The following is a 20,294-nucleotide window of genomic DNA, read 5'->3' on the forward strand; positions in this document are numbered from 1 at the left end:
GAGTGCGAAAGGTAGTGGAGGTAGCGGAGGCTGGAACGGTGGAGGTACCGGTGGTGCGGATGAAGGAGACGATTGTGCCGGAGGTGGTGGAGGAGGAACGGATATACGGTTTGGAGGCAAAGCTCTGTCTAATCGGGTTATGGTTGCCGGAGGCGGCGGGGGTGGCTCGGGAGGGGCAGGAAGAGGTGGTGACGGAGGAGGTACCAGCGGAGGATACGGCCAACGCTATTCGACTTCAACGGCAACTTCTCCGGGTACGCAAACTTCCGGCTATGCTTTGGGACAAGGTGGAAGCGGTACTTATGGTGGTAAATATCTTACAGGAACAGGTGGTGGTGGTGGCGGATATTATGGCGGATATGGAGCAGGAGCAGGTCCTAAAAATGTAAGTGTTTATAAGTATGGAGTTGGTGGCGGGGGTGGCTCCGGATATGTCAATACCGGTATTTTCAGTAATTCCTCCATGTCCAATGGGGTGAGAAGCGGAAACGGTCAAGTTAAGATTACACGGATGAACTAAAAGTAAAAAACAGGATAATAGAGCAGTGGAAAAAAATGGTTTTTCCACTGCTTTGTATTTACCGATTTTTTACTCAAAAAAAAACGATAGGTTTTTGGCATGAAAATGATAGGTTTTTTATACGAAAACGATAGGTTTTTAAAAAAGGCGTATTTATTGGCCGAAAAAAATTCAATAGATGTACTTAGTTTGATGTTGTCTTGATAGGTTTTGAATATTATAAAAAAAGAACTATATTTGCAATAGAGTAAAGGTATTTTTAGCAACAAGAAAAAGAGTGTAATATGGCACGACCAATACAAGATACTCCTATTATAAAAGGAGAAGACGCAAAAAGATTTTATGCCAATCTTCGTCGTGCCCTGATAGATAAACAATCTCCCGAGAAAGCAAAAGAAAGACTAAAGCACCAAGAGGAAATGGAAGATATGTATAATAAAATGGTAAAAGCAACCAATGGCGTTTTCTTCTGACCTTCTTCTCAAAGTTAATTCAGGTGAATTTCAATTTAAAAGACTTGCACCTGAAACCGAAATCAAACCATTTAAATGTAATAATCAAGATCTCACCGATTTTTTAATTAATGATTCAAAAGTATATCTTAAATATTTAAGATATACTACTTTTATTATCGAAAACAAAGATATTACAATCGCCTATTATAGTCTTGCCAATGACGTATTAAGACTTGACCCGAAAGTGGATATTGATTTGGATGATAAAATAAAAATCAGTATTGAAGACAAAGACTATTCATTTCAGGAATATATGTTTTCTCAAAATTCATTTCCATCTGTAAAAATCGGAAGATTAGCCGTACACGAAGATTTTAGAAATAATGGTTATGGAACTGATATTATTAAATTATTAGTCAGTAGTTTTAAAAACAAGAACAAGACCGGATGCCAGTTTATTACCGTAGATGCCATAAATTCTCACGAAACATTAAGATTCTATGAGAAAACGGATTTGAATATGTCACCATATATGATGTAAATCAAGAATCAAGGCAAATGTATAAAATATTAATATAACCTCTCATAAATACTATCTATAGGAAATATATTTTTATATTGTAAGTTTACGCTTTCAATGATAAGGTGTATAATGACATGGAAGCGCTCTATTTTTACGAAGGTCCTATCGGAAAATTCGGGTTACAGGAATCAAATGACGTTTTGACCCGTATATGGGTCGGAACGAATATTTCTTTAATTCCGGAAGATTATGAGTTGCGGGAAACGCCGTTATTACAAGAAGCATACCGACAGCTTGACGCTTATTTTAAACGGGAGTTACGGCGCTTCGACATTCCCTACCACACGGAGGGAACTCCTTTCCAGCAAAAGGTATGGCAGGCTTTGGCGGATATTCCTTACGGCACGACGATTACTTACGGGGAACTAGCGCGAAGAGTAGGTAATACGAAGGCTTGTCGCGCGGTAGGTCTGGCCAACGGCCGCAATCCACTTCCTATCCTCCTCCCCTGTCACCGGGTCATCGGCAGCAACGGGAAATTAACCGGTTACACCGGCGGCCTCCATATCAAAACCACCCTCCTGCAAATAGAAGGGTATGAGTTGCCGGTACAATCTTTTCGGATGATATAATATTTCTTACCTTTGTCTGTATTAAAGTGAATATTGCCATGAAATTAGTTGTTTTAACGGGAGCGGGTATGAGTGCGGAGAGCGGAATTAAGACTTTCCGCGATAGTGACGGACTTTGGGAGAATTACCGTATTGAAGATGTCTGCACTCCCGAAGCGCTGGAACGAAATCCGGAGCTGGTAAATCATTTTTATAATGAAAGACGCAAGCAGTTGTATGATGCACGCCCTAATGCCGGGCACGTGGGGTTGGCCGAGCTGGAACGCTATTTTGATGTGCAAATTGTTACCCAGAATGTTGATGATTTACACGAACGCGCAGGCAGCAAGAAGGTGTTGCACCTGCACGGGGAATTGAAGAAAGTGAGGAGCAGCAGGAATCCCGAAGCTATTTACGATTTGGAGGGGTGGGAACTGAAACCGGGTGCCCGTTGTGAGGACGGCTCGTTGTTGCGCCCCCATATTGTTTTTTTCGGGGAGTCCGTGCCGAATATCGAGCCGGCAACGGAACTGGTTCGTCAGGCAGACATTTTCGTGATTATAGGTACTTCGCTGGCTGTTTACCCTGCCGCCAGCCTGCTTCATTATGCCCCCGACGGCATTCCGGTTTTCGTTATTGACCCGAATATTCCGCAGGAAGCACGCCGACACGGTTTCCATTTAATCGAGAAAGGTGCTTCCGAAGGAGTCGCCGAATTGAAGAAACTGCTATTAAATCAATAATTTTACCCATGGGACGAGGGAAAAAACCGCTGTTAGAAAGTGTCGAGATAAAAAAGATTGCGGCAGAGGGCAAGTCTATTGCCTATATTGATGAAAAAATACTGTTCGTACCGAATACTGTTCCCGGCGATGTTGTCGATGTGCAAGTTACCCGGAAGAGGAAGAGTTTTTTAGAAGGTTTTGTGGTGAAAACACACCGGCTGTCGGAATTACGCGTAACTCCTTTCTGTCCCCATTTCGGGATATGCGGCGGATGCAAGTGGCAAAATCTGCCGTATGATATGCAGTTGAAGTTTAAGCAACAAGAGATTATCGATAATCTGGAGCGTATCGGAAAAGTGAAGCTGCAAAATGTCTACCCGATTATCGGCTCCGCCCGGACGACCCATTACCGGAATAAGTTAGAGTTTACTTTCAGCAATAAACGTTTCCTTACGAAAGAGGAAATCAGTGAGGGGGGCGATATTGAACGCTCACCTGCTTTGGGATTTCATGTTCCAGGGCTGTTTGACAAAGTCGTGGATATTCAGACCTGTTTCCTGCAAGCCGCCCCGTCAGATGAAATCCGGAATTTTATCAAAGAGTATGCTTTAAAAAATAAGCTGGCATTTTTCGATATCCGGAATCAGGAAGGTTTTTTAAGGACATTGATTATCCGTACTTCTTCAACGGGAGAGATTATGGTTGTCCTCGCTTTCTTCCATGAAGACCGCCAGGCGCGGGAGGCGTTGCTCGATGCTTTATACCGGCAATTCCCTCAAATTACGTCCCTACTGTATGTTATCAACGAGAAAGCGAATGATACGCTGACCGACCAGGAGATTATCTGTTATAAAGGGAAAGACCACATTTTTGAAGAGATGGAGGGGCTGAAGTTTAAAATCGGCCCCAAATCTTTTTACCAGACGAATTCGGAACAGGCTTACAATCTTTATTCCCGCACAAGAGAATTAGCCGGATTGACGGGTAAGGAGACTGTATACGATTTGTATACGGGAACGGGTACGATTGCCAATTTTGTGGCAAATAGGGCTGCTAAGGTTGTCGGTATCGAGTATGTTCCGGAAGCCATTGAAGATGCCAAGGTCAATTCTACCCTGAACGGTATTACGAATACGCTGTTTTATGCGGGGGATATGAAAGATGTGCTGAACGAGGAGTTTATTGCCCGTCACGGCCATCCCGACGTTATTATCACCGACCCTCCCCGCGCCGGCATGCACCCGGATGTGGTGGCTACTATTCTCAAAGCCGCCCCGGAGCGCATTGTGTATGTGAGCTGCAATTCCGCTACCCAAGCTCGAGATTTGCATCTGCTGGATGAGCAATATAAAGTTATGGCTGTTCAAACGGTAGATATGTTTCCACACACACACCATGTGGAAAATATTGTCCTGCTTCATAAAAGATAGCAGGACAACTGTTTTTATTTTTCAAGGTAAGCCCGAATCATCCACGCGGTTTTCTCTTTTCTTTCTATCATATCTTCGAGAAAATTCGTGGTTCCGGCATCGTCGGTTTCCTCTTCGTTTTCGAGCTGTTCAATGTCTTTCCGGATTTCCCGAATCAATGTGTCATTGTCTTCGCTCAATATGGCCAACATGTCTTTTGCCGATGGCAAGGGTTTAGAATCGCAATGCTCTTTTATCCGGTTGTGTTCCAGGTATCCCTGCAAGGAACCGATAGGACGTTCGTCCAGTGAACGGATACGCTCGGCAATGTCATCAATGTCCCGAATCAGTCCGTTATAAAGCTCTTCCATGAAAACATGGTAGGAATGGAAACTCACTCCTTTTACGTTCCAATGGTAATTCCATGTTTTTGTCAATAATACAAAATGGTCTGCCAACAGGTTGTTCAATACCGTTTTACTGGCTTTCACTCTTTTTTCTTCCAATCCGATATTTGTTGCCATAGTTTTTTGTTTAAAGGTTTAACTTTTTCCATGAAACATAAACGGATAGCGGATTTTTTTGTTGCAAAATAGCAGCTTATTTGTAAATCTCTTATTTTTGTTGGGAAAGAACAGGATAAAGAATTAAAAACTATGAACCCCGGTATGGATTACGTCGTATTAAGCCAAGAAACGGAAGAGAAAGTGAAGGAAATAAGCCGCCGTATCCACCGATTGCAAAACTGGGGCTCTATTGCCAGCCTCCGACATCTGGGAGTCAATGCGCACGGCCAAGTAGGCGCCGGTTATCTGTCGTTAAAAACGTTGGCCGCCGATTATACTCCCGACGAAAGTTTAGCGGAGGCTTTGTGGATGACCCGGAAACGGGAGGAACAGATGATGGCTTGTTTTTTGTTCCCCCAATCAATAAATAAAGAAAAAATTACCCAATTGATGTCGTCCTGTATCAGTACGGAAATTGCCGAATACGTAGGCTCTCTTTGTGTGTCGGAACACCATGAGCTGAAAAATATCTTAAAAACATGGTCGGAATCTTCCGTTCCGTTTTTACAAATAGCGGCTTTATGCGCGGGAGCACGCCACCTGGTCGTGCATAAAACCGACGCTCTGATTTCGACAGATTTGTTTCAGGAAATGACCCATAAAGCGTATCAAGACAAATATGTCCGTCTGGTCGCCGCACGCTATCGCTTATAAAACGGATATATTTGCCTTGCGTTAATATTAATAAATGTTAAAGCAGATTTTTAATAAGAAATGTTTGTTACATTTGTAAGTGATTACGGAAAAAAAGTATTAATTAATCATTTAATATAGATTGCGAATATGGCAAAATTAGATCTTAGTATTTACGGGATAAAGGATGTGAAAGAAATCGTCCACAATCCTTCTTATGAGGAGCTCTTTAAAGCAGAGACGGATTCGTCATTAACAGGCTATGAAAAAGGCCAATTGACAGAATTAGGTGCAATAAACGTGATGACCGGTATCTACACGGGACGTTCTCCCAAAGATAAATTCTTTGTAAAGAATGAAGCAAGCGAGAATACGGTATGGTGGACTTCCGATGAATATAAAAATGACAACAAACCTTGTTCGGAAGAGGCTTGGGCTGATTTGAAAGCTAAAGCCGTAAAAGAATTGTCCGGCAAAAAGTTGTATGTTGTCGATACTTTCTGCGGAGCCAATGAAGGTACCCGCCTGAAAGTGCGTTTCATCATGGAAGTGGCATGGCAGGCTCACTTTGTAAAGAATATGTTTATCCGCCCGACGGAAGAGGAATTGGCTAACTACGGCGAGCCGGATTTCGTTTCTTTCAATGCTGCCAAAGCAAAAGTGGATAACTACAAAGAATTGGGATTGAATTCCGAAACGGCTACCGTTTTCAACCTGAAAACGAAAGAACAGGTTATTTTGAATACTTGGTACGGCGGTGAAATGAAGAAGGGTATTTTCTCTATTATGAATTACCTGAATCCGTTACGCGGTATCGCTTCCATGCACTGTTCCGCCAATACCGATATGGAAGGAAAGAATACAGCTATTTTCTTCGGTTTGTCCGGTACGGGTAAAACAACGTTGTCTACCGATCCGAAACGTTTGTTAATCGGTGATGACGAACACGGCTGGGATGATGAAGGCGTATTCAACTATGAAGGCGGTTGCTATGCAAAAGTTATCAATCTGGACAAGGACAGCGAACCGGATATTTACAATGCCATCAAGCGCGATGCTTTGTTGGAGAATGTAACCGTTGACGGAAAGGGAAAAATTGATTTCGCCGATAAGTCTGTAACGGAAAATACCCGTGTTTCTTATCCGATTTACCATATCAACAATATCGTTAAACCGGTTTCCAAAGGCCCGGCTGCACAGCAGGTTATTTTCCTGTCAGCTGATGCCTTCGGCGTATTGCCTCCGGTATCTATTCTGAATGCAGAACAAACGAAATATTACTTCCTGTCCGGATTTACAGCTAAATTGGCCGGAACGGAACGTGGTATTACCGAGCCGACACCTACATTCTCCGCTTGCTTCGGTGCAGCATTCCTGTCTTTGCATCCGACCAAATATGCAGAGGAATTGGTGAAGAAAATGGAAAAATCAGGCGCTAAGGCTTACCTGGTGAATACCGGTTGGAACGGAACGGGCAAACGTATCTCTATCAAGGATACACGCGGTATTATCGATGCTATCTTAAACGGTTCTATCGATAAGGCTCCGACGAAAACTATTCCTTTTTTCAATTTCGTTGTTCCGACTGCTTTACCGGGTGTTGATCCGGCTATTCTTGATCCCCGCGATACATACGCTAACGCTCAGGAGTGGGAAACGAAAGCAAAAGACCTTTCTGACCGTTTCATCAAGAACTTCAAGAAGTTTGAAGGAAACGCTGCCGGTAAAGCTCTTGTGGCTGCAGGACCGAAGTTGTAATCTCACATTAATTTACATGATAAAAAGCCGCTCTTCACTGAGCGGTTTTTTATTCGCCGTTTTTTTCGTAACTTAGCAGCTCAATATAAAAATACGATTATGTATCCGCAAGACGAATTTAAAAAGTATGCAATAAAACACAAAGGTATCAGCAGTTTGAATCTGCATCGTTTTGAATCGGTTTCTGCCGCATACCTGTCCCCGACCATTATTGAAGAACGCCAGCTGAATGTGGCTTCAATGGATGTTTTTTCCCGGTTGATGATGGATCGTATTATTTTTCTGGGAGTGCCTATTGACGATGATGTAGCCAATATTATCATGGCACAGTTGTTATTCCTCGAGTCTGCCGACCCCGGAAAAGATATTCAGATTTATTTCAACAGTCCGGGTGGCTCGGTATATGCCGGTTTAGGTATCTATGATACGATGCAATATATTAATTGCGATGTTGCAACGATATGTACAGGCCTGGCAGCTTCCATGAGCGCCGTTTTGCTTTGTGCCGGTACAGCAGGCAAACGTTCGGCGTTGAGGCATTCCCGTATTATGATACACCAACCGATGGGCGGTGCGCAGGGACAAGCGTCCGATATTGAAATTACCGCAAGAGAGATTCAGAAATTGAAGAAGGAACTCTATACCATTATTGCCGACCATTCCGGCAATCCGTTGAAAAAGGTAGAAAAGGATTCCGACCGGGATTATTGGATGTCAGCGGAGGAAGCAAAAGAGTACGGAATGATTGATACTGTTTTAACCAGAGAAAATAAATAATGAAGATGCAGGATAAATGTTCATTCTGTGGACGGGAACGTGCGGAGGTGAAATTGCTTATTGCCGGGATGAACGGATTTATATGTGAACAATGCGCTCAACAGGCCATCAATATCGTCAATGAAGAACTGAAGAGTAAGTCTTCCCTTGATTTAACGAATATCGATATAAAGAAACCACAGGAAATCAAAGCATTTTTGGACCAATATGTCATCGGCCAGGATGAGGCGAAAAAACATCTTGCCGTGGCTGTTTACAATCATTATAAACGCCTCTCCCAAAAGGAAGAGGAGGACGGCATTGAAATCGAGAAGTCCAATATTATCCTTGTGGGGAGAACCGGAACGGGAAAAACATTGTTAGCCCGTACGATTGCCAAGATGCTGCACGTACCGTTTACCATTGTCGATGCGACAGTCTTAACGGAAGCTGGTTATGTGGGAGAAGATATCGAATCTATTCTGACCCGCCTGCTTCAAGCGGCGGATTATGATGTGGAAGCCGCGGAAAAGGGTATTGTGTTTATCGATGAACTGGACAAAATCGCCCGTAAAGGTGATAATCCTTCCATTACACGGGATGTGAGCGGCGAAGGTGTGCAACAGGGGTTGCTGAAACTTCTGGAGGGCTCCGTGGTTAATGTTCCGCCCCAGGGAGGACGGAAACACCCCGACCAGAAGATGATTCCGGTAAATACCAAAAATATTCTTTTTATCTGCGGCGGCGCTTTTGACGGTATCGAGCGCAAGATTGCGATGCGGCTGAATACACAGGTTGTCGGATTCAATGCCAGCAAGGAAAAGGAGCATATTGACCGCGATAATTTCCTTCAATATATCGCCCCGCAGGATTTAAAGGCTTTCGGCCTGATTCCTGAAATTATCGGACGTCTTCCGATTCTGACATATCTGGAACCTCTTGACCGGACGGCTTTACGGAATATCCTGACAGAGCCTAAAAATGCCATCATCCGGCAATACGTCAAGTTGTTCAAATTGGACGGTATCCAACTGAAATTCGACGAAGACGTTTATGAATATATTGTAGATAAAGCTGTGGAGTTTAAATTGGGAGCCCGTGGGTTACGTTCTATCTGCGAAGCGATTATGACAGACCTGATGTTTGAGGCTCCATCTCAAAATCGGGATGAAATAACGGTGACCAAACAATATGCGGAAGAGAAGTTGAATAAAATCAATATTCAAAAATTAAAAGCCTGAAAAAAAGGAATATATGAAAAAATGGACCCATGAAGTATACTTCCGGGTCCATTTTCTTATGCTCCCTCTTATCCCAACATAGAATAGGGTATCTTGGTCAAACCTTCCGCCAATTGATTTATTCCTTTTTCCAGTTTGCCTTTCAACATCATTTTTAACATGAAGTTCAATTCCCCGATAAACGTCAATCTCAAACGGGTATCATAAGGACCCTTGTCCAATAATTGTATCCACAAGTTAAATTCAAAGGGCAAACTTCCGTCTCCGCCTAATTTTATCATTTTAGGTGCTTCTTTCTCGACAATTTTCACAGCGACATCTCCCATGCCTTTTACCGTAAACGAACACGTATCCTCACTAAAACGAATGTCTTCTATTTTATCGGATACTTGAGAAAGGGCTTCAGTGGATGCCCCCATCTGTTTCGCCAAGTTTACCAATGTACCGATTCTATTAAAATCAGAAAGCAAGGAATAGACGCTGTCGATTGCACTATTGATTTTATATATCCCACTTACAATTTTTGTTTCTGCCATATCATTCGCTATTGGTGATTTTGCCTTTATTTGTAAGTATCAGGACTTTTCCGCCATTCTTTCAATCTTTGTACATCACTTTCCTGTACGTAGCCTGTCTTGACGGCCAAATCAATCATTGCATTGTAGTTACTCAATGTCGTCAGTTCGCATCCGGACGCCTCAAAGTTATCCACGGATTTCTGGAATCCATAGGTGAAAATAGCCACCATACCCAATACTTCACATCCTGCATTACGCAACGCCTCCACTGCTTGCAGGCTGGAACCTCCGGTAGATATCAAGTCTTCAATTACAACTACTTTCTGTCCCGCTTTGTACTCTCCTTCGATTAAGTTTTCCAGTCCGTGGGATTTAGCGGAAGAACGGATATAAATAAAAGGCAAATTCAGTTCCTGTGCCACCAAGACTCCTTGTGCAATAGCCCCGGTTGCCACTCCGGCTATTACTTCCGCTTGCGGATATTTCTCTCTTATCACGGCTGCAAACTGTTCTTTGATATAGTTACGCACCTCCGGATACGACAATGTTTTCCGATTATCACAATATATCGGAGATTTCCAGCCGGATGCCCAAGTAAAAGGATGTTCCGGCTCTAACTTTATTGCTTTGATTTTCAGTAAATGTGAAGCGACCTGTTCTGCAACTGTACTCATTTTTATTATTTTTGTCTGATTAATATTGTTTTCATATTGCAAATGTATAAAGTATTTTTTAAAGAAAGCTTTTTTGAATTGACCGATGATATAAAGATTACCGAAAATCGGCCAGAAACGATAAATACACCTGATAAAAACGAACTTTTTTCTTTTATCCGATTCTGTTTGTCCCAAGAGGATATTTTTCACGCAACCATTTATCATCCCGACCTTGCCCTGTTATTTTCAGAATTCCAGTCTTTTTTTAAAGTAGTCCAGGCGGCCGGGGGAGTTGTCAGAGATTCCGACCGGATTCTCCTGATAAAACGTCTGGGTATACCGGATTTACCGAAAGGACATGTAGAATACGGCGAAAGCATTCCGACATGCGCGATGCGGGAAGTATGCGAAGAGTGCGGTGTACAGGGCGTACAGATTGAAGAACCGCTACAAGAAACCTGGCATGTTTATTTTCGGGATAATCAATGGCATCTGAAACAGACCCACTGGTTTACGATGTACTGCCCGCCCCAACAAACCCTCGAACCTCAGACAGAAGAGGATATTGAATGTGTATATTGGCTTCTCTGCAAAGATATTGAACAAATTATCCCCCAAACGTACGCTTCTCTCCGGGAAGTTTTTAAGGAAGTAAAACTCCGGTATGAAATGCGATTAAACCGTCCATAGGTGTCGGAACAATTTTTCCTGCCCGAAATCCGTATTTATCCAATAAGGGAAAAAGCTGTTCCTGAAAATGAAAGGCAATGCTTCCGATGAAAGAGACGGGTAGATTATCCACTTCCTTATATTGTACAAGATTTCTGATAATAAACTCTTCTAATGAATCCGAAACAAGTTTGTTTATTTCCGGTGAAGCAATATGTTGTTTCAGAAAGAGCGTAAAAGCAGCCAAAAAGCGATTCGGAAACGGCTGCCGATAGATGCGCTCTATCAGTTCGGCATAAGAATAAGGGTATGTTTGAAAAAACAAGTCCGCCAATTCTTTTGACAAAATTCCTTTCAATATATCCGCGACCAAACGTTTTCCCATAACGGCACCGCTCCCCTCATCCCCCAAGATAAATCCCAACGGCGGAATATTTCTCACGATGTTTTCTCCATCATAATAGCAAGAATTAGAGCCCGTTCCCAATATGCAAGCTATCCCCTTTTGCCGTTGAAATAATGCCCGTGCTGCAGCCAACAGGTCGGAAGCGATTTCTATTCGGGCGGATTTAAAAAAATCATCCAAGGCTTTTTTTACCTGTTCATTTTTTTCCGGGAAGGCACATCCCGCTCCATAAAAATAGATTGCCTCTATGCCCCGTTCCTCCGCACCAAATTCCCGTTTCAGCATTTCTCCTATTTCTATTTCCGATTGATAAACAGGATTTATTCCCGATGTCCGGATTTCCCGCCGTTTTTCTCCTTCTATAAGGCACCACTGTGTCTTGGTTGAACCACTGTCCGCAATCAAATACATTGCTTTCGTTTTTATTGTAATATTCCGTAAGTAAAGATATGGATTTATTCCCAACAAAAGGAATATAACTTTTACAAATAAGAAAAATTAATCTAATTTTGTTATACTATAAGTCGTGCAGGCAAACCGTTATTTTATGGAAAAGTCCGTTACATATTTCATCGCCGGAAGAGAGGAAAAAAACGTAATCTATGTTACGAAACAATGGGATGCAACTCCCGCAGCCATTATTCAGGGGAATCTCAACCAAACCGATTGTTTATCACAACTTATTCCCTATTGCGATACGCCCTATGTACTGTTTATCACTCGCCCTCATCCGGTGCAAATGAATACATTCGGGGTAGAACGATTTGTACATATCGCCCAAGATACATCCGCCTCCCTGCTTTATTCCGATTATTACGATGCATATCCCGACAAACTTGTTCCGCATCCAACTATTGATTACCAGGAAGGGAGTTTAAGAGACGATTTCAATTTCGGGTCCGTATGGTTTATCAGAACAGATAAATTCAAGGAGGCCGTTTGTGAGATGCAAGATTCCTATCGGTTTGCCGCTCTGTATGATTTACGATTGAGGCTTTCCCGAAAGGGAAAAATCCTCCGCATTCCGGAATATTTATACCGTGTTACTCCCGTGGATTTCCGCTTATCCGGTGAAAAAAATTTCGACTATGTGGATCCGAAGAACCAGGAAGTTCAAAAAGAAATGGAGACGGTATGTACCCACCATCTACAAGCAATCGGTGCATGGCTTTCCCCGGTTTTCCAAACTCCGGATTTCGGGGGAGATTTTCCGGTAGAAGCCAGTGTTATTATTCCCGTAAGAAATCGGGAACGTACTATTGCCGATGCTGTAAAATCTGCTTTAAGTCAAGAAACTGATTTTACATTCAATGTTATCGTGGTGGATAATCATTCTACCGACCAGACAACTGCCATTCTACAAGACCTAAGCCACCAATATGACAAGCTGGTTCATATCATTCCGCAAGGACAGGATTTAGGTATTGGAGGATGTTGGAATTTAGCCATTAACGACAGGCATTGCGGCCGGTTTTGCATACAGCTCGACAGTGACGATTTATATATAGATACAACGGTTTTACAACAGATTGTCCGCACTTTTTATGAACAAAAAACAGCCGCCGTTATCGGGTCTTACAAGATTGTCGATTTTGATTTAAATATTCTGCCGCCGGGCCTCATCGACCACAAGGAATGGACTCCCCACAACGGCAGGAATAATGCTCTGCGCATAAACGGCCTCGGTGCCCCCCGGGCTTTCTGCACGTCCGTCATTCGGAAAATAAAATTTCCCAATACGAGCTACGGAGAAGATTATGCCGCTGTTTTAGCCGTTTCACGTCATTATCAAATCGGGAGGATATATCATCCTCTTTATTTATGTCGTAGGTGGGAAGGAAATTCAGATGCGGCTTTAAGTGTTGAAAAAGAAAACAGTAACCATCTTTTCAAAGACCGTATACGCAGCTTTGAACTGACTGCCCGGCAAGGTATTCAGAAATCATCCTAAATTCGTTTATCCATTAAATTTCCAATAGTGTATTCTCTCCATTCAAAACAAGTGCCTGATGATTCACTTCTTTCCGAAGTAAACAGTTTATTTGAACAACAGATTAAAAGCTGGAATACCGTCGCATCACGCTATCAATATCTGAACGAGGTAAAAAGTAAGGAATTGACATTCCCGCATTGCTCCGCACTTATTACCTATAATCCTTCCCGTTCCATTTCCGCAACAGCCAAAGTAGATCCTCAATCTATCCGGCAACGCGCTTGTTTTTTATGTGCGAAAAACAGACCACCAGAACAAGTTCCCCTCTCATGGAATAATTACCATATTCAGGTTAATCCGTTTCCTATTTTTAAACAGCATTTTACCATTGTAGAACAAGAGCATTGCCCACAGTTGCTTTCACCCGAGCGCATTCACGATATGCTCGTATTGGCACGTGCTTTACCGGATTATACGATTTTTTACAATGGTCCAAGTTGCGGGGCTTCTGCTCCCGACCATTTCCATTTTCAAGCGGGGAACCGCCACTATATGCCTATTGAACAGGAAACGGACAGCTATGCCGAGTTACTTGGCATGTCACCGGAAGTCTCTATAAAATACCACCCTAACGAATTAAGAGAAGTGCTTATATTGGAAAGTAATTCTATTGCATCTCTCACGCAAACAGTAAGCAACATTTGCGGGCTTATCGGCCAAGTGGTTCCCCAACTCCCCGAACCCATGGTTAATTTACTGGCTTTATACAAGAATAGCCATTGGCGTGTGTATATATTCCCCCGCAGGGCACACCGCCCTGCCCAATTTTTTGAAGAGGGTGAAAATAAAGTTTTATTCAGTCCCGGTACCGTCGATTGCGGAGGAGTAATCATCCTGCCGGCAGAAAAAGATTTTGAACAAATGAATCATTCACTGCTTCAAGACATGTTCAAGCAGGTTACTTTTACACCAGAACAATTTTCAATATTAAAAGAACTTATTCAAACTTCCGTGCTATGTTAATTTCCGTCGGTATATTGTTTGCACCCACCATCCGTTTTCATTTACACGGAGTTTTCAAAGAAAAAAATCTCTCCGGCTACTTTTCCGGCGAGTATTCCATTGTACAAAAGCCTGACGGTGCTATTCTTACACATGACCAGGAAAGCAAACATGTGTCGCTGCCTTTAGAGTTTATTCCTAAAAAAGAAGAAACTGCAAAAATCGAATTAACGGACGTTACTATCGGCATAAATTTTCACTGGGAAAGAAAAGAAAACCAGTTTTTCCGAGGAAACCTAAAAATTATAGAAGAAGACAACCATTTAACTGCTATAAATATATTAGATATTGAGGATTACCTGATCAGTGTTATTTCTTCCGAAATGAAAGCTACATCCTCACTTGAATTTCTGAAAGCACATGCCGTTATTTCACGCAGCTGGCTCATGGCACAATGCGAAAAATCCAAGACCCTCAAAAAAGAAGGAAGGAATTACCAATCTTTTCACCAGAACGAACAAGAATACATCGGCTGGTACGACCGGGAGGACCACCGCAATTTCGATGTATGCGCCGATGACCATTGCCAACGCTATCAGGGCATACACAAAGCCAACACGCCTACTGTCGCCCAAGCCGTAGCGTCCACACAAGGAGAAGTGTTATGCCATAACCACCAAATTTGTGACGCCCGTTTTTCCAAATGTTGCGGAGGTCTCAGCGAAAAATTTGAGAATGTGTGGGAACCCGTTTCACATCCTTATCTTCAAGTTATTTATGATGCCGATACTGCCTTTTCCCAAAGGTGTCCGTATTCAGAAGAGACAGCAGAAGAATGGATTAACAGTACACCTGATGTATTTTGCAATACAACAGACCGAAAAATATTATCGGAAGTAATGAATGATTATGACCAAGAAACCCATCATTTTTTCCGTTGGGAAGTATATTACAATCAAACGGAAATTTCAGAACTTATCTGTCGAAAATTAAATATTGATTTCGGCGACATCACCGACCTCATTCCTTTAGAACGGGGAGAATCCGGACGCATTATCCGGCTCAAAGTCATCGGTACCCGCCGTACGCTTGTTATCGGGAAAGAATTGATTATCCGCAAAGCTTTATCTGAAAGTCACCTATATAGTTCCGCTTTTATCGTCCAAAAAGAATTTAACGGGAATGTTCTGAAAGGCTTCCGGTTAAAAGGTGCCGGCTGGGGACACGGAGTAGGCTTGTGTCAAATCGGTGCCGCCGTTATGGGTGCCCGAGGATATACTTATCGGGAAATTCTAAACCATTATTTCCCAAATACCGTGTTAGAAAAAAAATATTAATTCCCCCGATATGTCCTCTATCCAAGAAAACAAACGCTCTCCGTGGCTATGGATCCCCAGCCTGTATCTCACAGAGGGCTTGCCTTATATTATTGTTATCAGTATTTCGATTGTCATGTATCGAGACATGAATATTTCCAATACTGACATTGCATTCTATACCAGCCTGCTATATTTACCCTGGGTTATCAAACCTTTATGGAGTCCGCTGGTCGATATTTTCAGTACCAAACGCCGCTGGATTCTAATTACCCAACTTCTCATGGCAATCGGCCTGGGAGGGATAGCTTTTTCGCTTCCCTCTACGCATTTCTTTCTGTATTCCCTTTTGTTTTTTTGGTTACTGGCATTCTGTTCCGCCACGCATGACATTGCCGCAGACGGTTTCTATATGTTGGGATTAAGCTCAAACCAACAGGCTTATTTTGTCGGTATCCGCACTACGTTTTATCGTTTGGCGACGATTGTCGGAATTGGTAGTATTTTCATGGTATCGGATTCTTTACAACAACACTTATCCCCTTCCCAAAGCTGGCTTTTTATCAATTCCGGACTGGGTATTTTCTTTTTGCTGCTTGGCCTGTACCACTACTATATACTTCCCCAACCTATTTCTGATTATCCCCATGGGAAAAATAAAGAAATCTTCAAAGAGTTCATTTCTACTTTTATCAGTTTTTTCCATAAAAAACATATCGGAACAGCTTTGGCATTCATGCTACTTTTCCGCTTATCCGAATCACAGTTGCTGAAACTGGTTTATCCATTCTTGTTGGATTCCAAAGAAAACGGCGGTCTGGCATTAAATACCGCCAACGTCGGATTTATATATGGGTCTCTCGGGATGATTGCCCTTACCATCGGGGGCATTATCGGCGGTATTCTCATCGCCCGACATGGGTTGAAACACTGGATAGGCTGGATGACATTAGCCATCAACCTGCCTAATTTTATATATATTTATCTAGCACTATTTCAACCGGAGAATCTTATTTTAATTACGACACTATTAACCATCGAACAGTTCGGCTATGGTTTCGGCTTCTCCGCTTACACTTTTTATTTGATTTTATTTAGTGCTGGCGAACACAAGACTGCTCATTATGCGCTATGTACAGGATTTATGGCATTAGGCATGATGCTGCCGGGAATGATTTCCGGCTGGATTAGCGATACATTCGGTTATCCGTCTTTTTTCATGTGGGTTATGTTGTGCACCATTCCAAGCTTCATCGTTACCCGCTATCTGAAAATTCCCGAATCCCACACCTCATCCGTTTCTCAAAAATAAATAATACATTACTCATGAATCCCTATATCTCCATTTTTATTGTCTTTATCTATTTTTGTTTTATTCTGTGGATATCTTACTTAAGTTCGCGTAAATCAGATACCACAGACTTTTATCGGGGCGGCAACAAATCTCCGTGGTGGGTCGTCGCTTTCGGAATGATTGGAACCACCTTATCGGGTGTCACCTTCATATCAGTACCCGGTTGGGTATCTTCTCCCGCAAAAATGACTTACTTCTCCGTTATTTTGGGAAATTTCGTCGGCTATCTTCTCATTGCCCATATCCTTCTCCCTCTTTATTACAAACTGAATCTGACTTCCATATATACTTATATTGAAGAACGCTTTGGATTTAGAGCTTATAAAACCAGTGCCGTACTCTTCCTGCTGTCTAAAACTATCGGGGCTTCTTTCCGTCTCTTTATCGTCACTTTAGTGTTACAAATTACCATCTGTACTCCTCTTCATATTCCTTATGCCGTCAATGCCTTGTTTTGTATTTTTATCATTTGGGCATATACTTTTAAAGGCGGCATTAAAGCTATCGTATGGACAGACCTTGTACAAACTTTTTTTCTTATTTTCGCTATCTTATTCACTCTATTTTCCATTCAACAAACACTGGGCTTTTCTTTTCAAGAGACTTTAGAAAGCATCCGGCACAGTTCACAATTCCAAATTTTCGATTTTGAAAATCCATGGAATAATCCGAATAACTTTTTCAAACAGTTTATTGCCGGTATTTTTATTGCCATTGTCATGACCGGGCTTGACCAGGATATGATGCAAAAAAACTTAAGTCTGCAAAATATACGGGAGGCTAAAAAGAATTTTTTGACTTTTAGTTTCATGTCCATTCCTGTATGTTTTATTTTTATGTGTCTGGGGGTATTATTTTTCATTTACATGAACCAAACAAATATTCCGATTCCGGAAAAAACTGACAGCATTTATCCCATGCTCGCTACACAATATCTCTCCACAACTACCGGAATATTGTTTATGTTAGGTGTTATCGCCGCAGCATTTTCCAGTGCCAATTCCGCCCTTATCGCTATGACTACATCTTTTACAGTAGACATTTACGGGATTAAAGAAAAAACAGAAGTCAAAAAGAAAAAAATTCGTTTCTATACTCACATCGGCAACGCACTATTAATCGCTTGCGTGATGATTGCATTCAATTCTTTTAATAACGAAAGCGTTGTCTATGCTATTTTTAAATTCGCTGGCTATACATACGGTCCGCTATTAGGCCTATTTTTCGTCGGCATCCTGCTAAAAATCCGCGTTTATGACCGTGCAATTCCTTTTATTTCCGCATTATCAATCCTACTAACAATTAGTATTGATCATTATTCAAGCGAACTACTAAACGGTTATCGTTTCGGATTTGAAATTCTATTAGTAAACGGATTTTTGACCATCATCGGATTATTATTATGTCGAAAAAAGGAAAATAATTTTCTTCATTAAGCGGATTTTTATATCATTGGAAAAAATTTTGATATGTATTTGAAATACTGTCTTACATTCTTGCTTTTTTTAGGAGCAATTGCCTGTTTTTCACAGAACCACCAGATAAAAGTCGGTGCAGCTTGTACTGAAGAATATTTTCCCCTGCTACAAGGTAAAAAAATAGCTTTATTCTCCAATCATACCGGAACGGTAAATAATGAGCATACTGTTGATTTATTAAAACGTTCCGGCTTCGATATCGTTATTATCTTTTCTCCGGAACACGGCTTTCGGGGAACCGCCGATGCCGGAGAACATGTTGCAGGAAGTATTGACCCCCAAACCGGTATTCCTGTATATTCTCTCTACAACGGGAAAAACGGGAAACCTGATGAACAAGCAATGCGCTTATTTGATTGCTTAGTGGTAGATATTCAAGATGTAGGACTGCGCTTTTATACCTATTACATTTCTATGGTCAAACTCATGGATGCCTGTGCCGAATACGGGAAAAACATGATCATATTGGATCGTCCCAATCCCAACGGACACTATGTAGATGGACCTATCCTGGATATGAAATACAAATCAGGGGTTGGTTGGTTGCCCATTCCTGTTGTACATGGCCTTACATTGGGAGAATTGGCACAAATGGTAAATGGTGAAAAATGGTTACCCCAGGGACGCACTTGCCCCCTAACCGTCATTACTTGTAAAAATTATACGCACCAAACCGAATATCAGCTTCCCATTGCCCCTTCACCCAATCTTCCGAATATGAAAGCAATCTATCTGTATCCGTCCCTTTGTTTTTTTGAAGCGACACCAGTTAGTTTAGGACGAGGCACATCTCTACCATTCCAAATATTCGGTCATCCCAATATGAAAGGATATACTTATTCATTTACCCCTATCAGTATGCCAGGAGCAAAAAATCCACCTCAACTTAACCGTCAATGTTTTGGAAAAAATTTAAGCCAATTACCCAATGAGGAACTCAGAAACAAAGGCATTGATTTAACCTATTTAATCGAAGCCTATCACAATTTACACTTAGATGATCTCTTTTTCAGTTCTTTTTTTGAAAAGTTAATTGGCGTGGATTATGTGCGCAAAATGATTAAAGCCGGCAAATCTGCTGAGGAAATAAAAACCCGCTGGCAAAGCGACATCATCCGATTTAAAAAACAACGTACCTCTTATCTTCTTTACCCAGAATAAAAGCAGTAAGAGAAATAATTAAAAACCGTGAAGCAAAAGATTTATTTCGCTCCACGGTTTTATTTTTCAATTAATGGATTTGCAAAATTACTCTGCTGACGCTACTGGATTATACACCCGCGTACTCAATTCCTTGTCCAAAGTATAAATACCAAAGCCATTATCCTTAATCATACGAAGTGCATCTATTATTCCTTGTGCCGTTGCCTCTTCCTCTACTTGCTCTTCAACAAACCAGCGAAGCATAGATTGCATTGCATAATCGTTTTCTTTCAAAGCCAACGCATACAAATCATTAATCATTGCCGTTACTTTCCGCTCATGTGCCAACGTATCTTCAAATGCTGCAAGCGGAGTTTCCCATGTTGTTTTCACTTCTGCTATCGGTTTCAACACCGGACGTCCACCCCGAGAAATAATATAATTAAATAACTTTATCGCATGATCTTGTTCTTCTTTGAATTGAATATGCATCCAATTAGCAAAACCAGCTTGCCCTTTTGCTGCAAAATCCGCTGACATTGACAAATAAAGATAAGCAGACCAAAATTCAGCGTTTACTTGCTCATTCAAAGCTTTTTCTAACTTTTCGCTCAACATAGTA

General features: G+C 41.8%; 22 protein-coding genes. 17 read left to right on the forward strand and 5 right to left on the reverse strand.

The window, feature by feature from the left end:
• The 6 genes from NFR61_RS06245 to rlmD all read left to right on the forward strand — a co-directional run.
• On the forward strand, positions 1 to 520 hold a 520-nt coding region (locus NFR61_RS06245; RefSeq protein ID WP_251621790.1), incomplete at its 5' end, for a glycine-rich protein.
• Between the two features lie 284 nt (positions 521 to 804).
• Positions 805 to 993 carry a hypothetical protein gene (locus NFR61_RS06250; protein WP_251621792.1) on the forward strand — a complete coding sequence of 63 codons (189 nt, stop codon included), beginning with the start codon at positions 805 to 807 and terminating at the stop codon, positions 991 to 993.
• Complete coding sequence (locus NFR61_RS06255) at positions 977 to 1,516, forward strand: GNAT family N-acetyltransferase (RefSeq protein ID WP_251621799.1); 540 nt, start codon at positions 977 to 979, stop codon at positions 1,514 to 1,516. The genes NFR61_RS06250 and NFR61_RS06255 overlap by 17 nt, the downstream gene beginning before the upstream one ends.
• Before the next feature lie 116 nt (positions 1,517 to 1,632).
• A complete protein-coding gene (locus NFR61_RS06260) occupies positions 1,633 to 2,130 on the forward strand; it encodes a methylated-DNA--[protein]-cysteine S-methyltransferase (protein ID WP_251621801.1) in 498 nt (165 codons plus the stop codon).
• Between the two features lie 38 nt (positions 2,131 to 2,168).
• Entirely contained in the window at positions 2,169 to 2,852 is a 684-nt protein-coding gene (locus tag NFR61_RS06265) for an SIR2 family NAD-dependent protein deacylase (RefSeq protein WP_251621803.1), read from the forward strand.
• A gap of 8 nt (positions 2,853 to 2,860) precedes the next feature.
• Positions 2,861 to 4,264 carry a 23S rRNA (uracil(1939)-C(5))-methyltransferase RlmD gene (gene rlmD / locus NFR61_RS06270; RefSeq protein WP_251621805.1) on the forward strand — a complete coding sequence of 468 codons (1,404 nt, stop codon included), beginning with the start codon at positions 2,861 to 2,863 and terminating at the stop codon, positions 4,262 to 4,264.
• 14 nt (positions 4,265 to 4,278) lie between these two features.
• Here rlmD and NFR61_RS06275 read toward each other — a convergent pair whose 3' ends face one another.
• Positions 4,279 to 4,767, reverse strand: a complete 489-nt coding sequence (locus NFR61_RS06275; RefSeq protein WP_251621807.1) for a Dps family protein — start codon at positions 4,765 to 4,767, stop codon at positions 4,279 to 4,281.
• Between the two features lie 132 nt (positions 4,768 to 4,899).
• Here NFR61_RS06275 and NFR61_RS06280 point away from each other — a divergent pair, with 132 nt between their 5' ends.
• The 4 genes from NFR61_RS06280 (at position 4,900) to clpX (ending at position 9,197) form a co-directional block, all read left to right on the forward strand.
• Positions 4,900 to 5,463 (forward strand): DNA alkylation repair protein, encoded by a 564-nt coding sequence (locus NFR61_RS06280; protein WP_251621809.1) that lies wholly within the window; start codon positions 4,900 to 4,902, stop codon positions 5,461 to 5,463.
• A 129-nt stretch (positions 5,464 to 5,592) separates the two neighbouring features.
• Positions 5,593 to 7,200, forward strand: coding sequence for a phosphoenolpyruvate carboxykinase (ATP) (gene pckA / locus NFR61_RS06285; RefSeq protein ID WP_251621811.1), 1,608 nt, complete (start codon positions 5,593 to 5,595; stop codon positions 7,198 to 7,200).
• Positions 7,201 to 7,299: 99 nt separating this feature from the next.
• Entirely contained in the window at positions 7,300 to 7,977 is a 678-nt protein-coding gene (gene clpP, locus NFR61_RS06290) for an ATP-dependent Clp endopeptidase proteolytic subunit ClpP (RefSeq protein WP_251621813.1), read from the forward strand.
• A 5-nt stretch (positions 7,978 to 7,982) separates the two neighbouring features.
• Positions 7,983 to 9,197: an ATP-dependent Clp protease ATP-binding subunit ClpX gene (gene clpX, locus NFR61_RS06295; RefSeq protein ID WP_420910109.1), complete on the forward strand. Its 1,215-nt coding sequence runs from the start codon at positions 7,983 to 7,985 to the stop codon at positions 9,195 to 9,197.
• 68 nt (positions 9,198 to 9,265) lie between these two features.
• On the opposite strand, the gene NFR61_RS06300 is transcribed toward clpX, so the two are convergent.
• Positions 9,266 to 9,733 (reverse strand): hypothetical protein, encoded by a 468-nt coding sequence (locus NFR61_RS06300; protein ID WP_251621817.1) that lies wholly within the window; start codon positions 9,731 to 9,733, stop codon positions 9,266 to 9,268.
• A gap of 26 nt (positions 9,734 to 9,759) precedes the next feature.
• Entirely contained in the window at positions 9,760 to 10,389 is a 630-nt protein-coding gene (pyrE, locus tag NFR61_RS06305) for an orotate phosphoribosyltransferase (protein WP_251621819.1), read from the reverse strand.
• A gap of 42 nt (positions 10,390 to 10,431) precedes the next feature.
• On the opposite strand from pyrE, the gene NFR61_RS06310 reads away from it, so the two are divergent.
• Complete coding sequence (locus NFR61_RS06310) at positions 10,432 to 11,061, forward strand: NUDIX hydrolase (RefSeq protein ID WP_251621821.1); 630 nt, start codon at positions 10,432 to 10,434, stop codon at positions 11,059 to 11,061.
• Here the strand turns inward: NFR61_RS06310 and NFR61_RS06315 are convergent.
• Positions 11,015 to 11,857: a BadF/BadG/BcrA/BcrD ATPase family protein gene (locus NFR61_RS06315; protein WP_251621823.1), complete on the reverse strand. Its 843-nt coding sequence runs from the start codon at positions 11,855 to 11,857 to the stop codon at positions 11,015 to 11,017. The two genes, NFR61_RS06310 and NFR61_RS06315, sit on opposite strands and share 47 nt — an antisense overlap.
• Before the next feature lie 136 nt (positions 11,858 to 11,993).
• Between NFR61_RS06315 and NFR61_RS06320 the strand changes: the two genes are divergently transcribed.
• Genes NFR61_RS06320 through NFR61_RS06345 form a run of 6 tightly spaced genes read left to right on the forward strand, consistent with a single transcriptional unit; the run spans position 11,994 to position 19,690 of the window.
• Positions 11,994 to 13,397 carry a glycosyltransferase family 2 protein gene (locus NFR61_RS06320; RefSeq protein WP_251621825.1) on the forward strand — a complete coding sequence of 468 codons (1,404 nt, stop codon included), beginning with the start codon at positions 11,994 to 11,996 and terminating at the stop codon, positions 13,395 to 13,397.
• 27 nt (positions 13,398 to 13,424) lie between these two features.
• A complete protein-coding gene (locus NFR61_RS06325; protein ID WP_251621827.1) occupies positions 13,425 to 14,402 on the forward strand; it encodes a DUF4922 domain-containing protein in 978 nt (325 codons plus the stop codon).
• Positions 14,396 to 15,718: a SpoIID/LytB domain-containing protein gene (locus NFR61_RS06330; protein ID WP_251621828.1), complete on the forward strand. Its 1,323-nt coding sequence runs from the start codon at positions 14,396 to 14,398 to the stop codon at positions 15,716 to 15,718. Before NFR61_RS06325 ends, NFR61_RS06330 begins: the two co-directional genes overlap by 7 nt.
• A 10-nt stretch (positions 15,719 to 15,728) precedes the next feature.
• The gene (locus NFR61_RS06335) at positions 15,729 to 17,009 is read left to right on the forward strand and encodes an MFS transporter (RefSeq protein ID WP_251621829.1); all 1,281 of its coding nucleotides are present in this window, start codon (positions 15,729 to 15,731) and stop codon (positions 17,007 to 17,009) included.
• A 14-nt stretch (positions 17,010 to 17,023) separates the two neighbouring features.
• A complete protein-coding gene (locus NFR61_RS06340) occupies positions 17,024 to 18,487 on the forward strand; it encodes a sodium:solute symporter (RefSeq protein ID WP_251621830.1) in 1,464 nt (487 codons plus the stop codon).
• Positions 18,488 to 18,520: 33 nt separating this feature from the next.
• The gene (locus NFR61_RS06345; protein WP_251621831.1) at positions 18,521 to 19,690 is read left to right on the forward strand and encodes an exo-beta-N-acetylmuramidase NamZ family protein; all 1,170 of its coding nucleotides are present in this window, start codon (positions 18,521 to 18,523) and stop codon (positions 19,688 to 19,690) included.
• An 87-nt stretch (positions 19,691 to 19,777) separates the two neighbouring features.
• Here the strand turns inward: NFR61_RS06345 and NFR61_RS06350 are convergent, their stop codons facing one another.
• Complete coding sequence (locus NFR61_RS06350) at positions 19,778 to 20,290, reverse strand: ferritin (protein WP_251621832.1); 513 nt, start codon at positions 20,288 to 20,290, stop codon at positions 19,778 to 19,780.
• Positions 20,291 to 20,294 lie beyond the last annotated feature (4 nt).

The organism is Odoribacter lunatus, from assembly GCF_943193135.1.
GTDB classification, from domain to species: domain Bacteria; phylum Bacteroidota; class Bacteroidia; order Bacteroidales; family Marinifilaceae; genus Culturomica; species Culturomica lunata.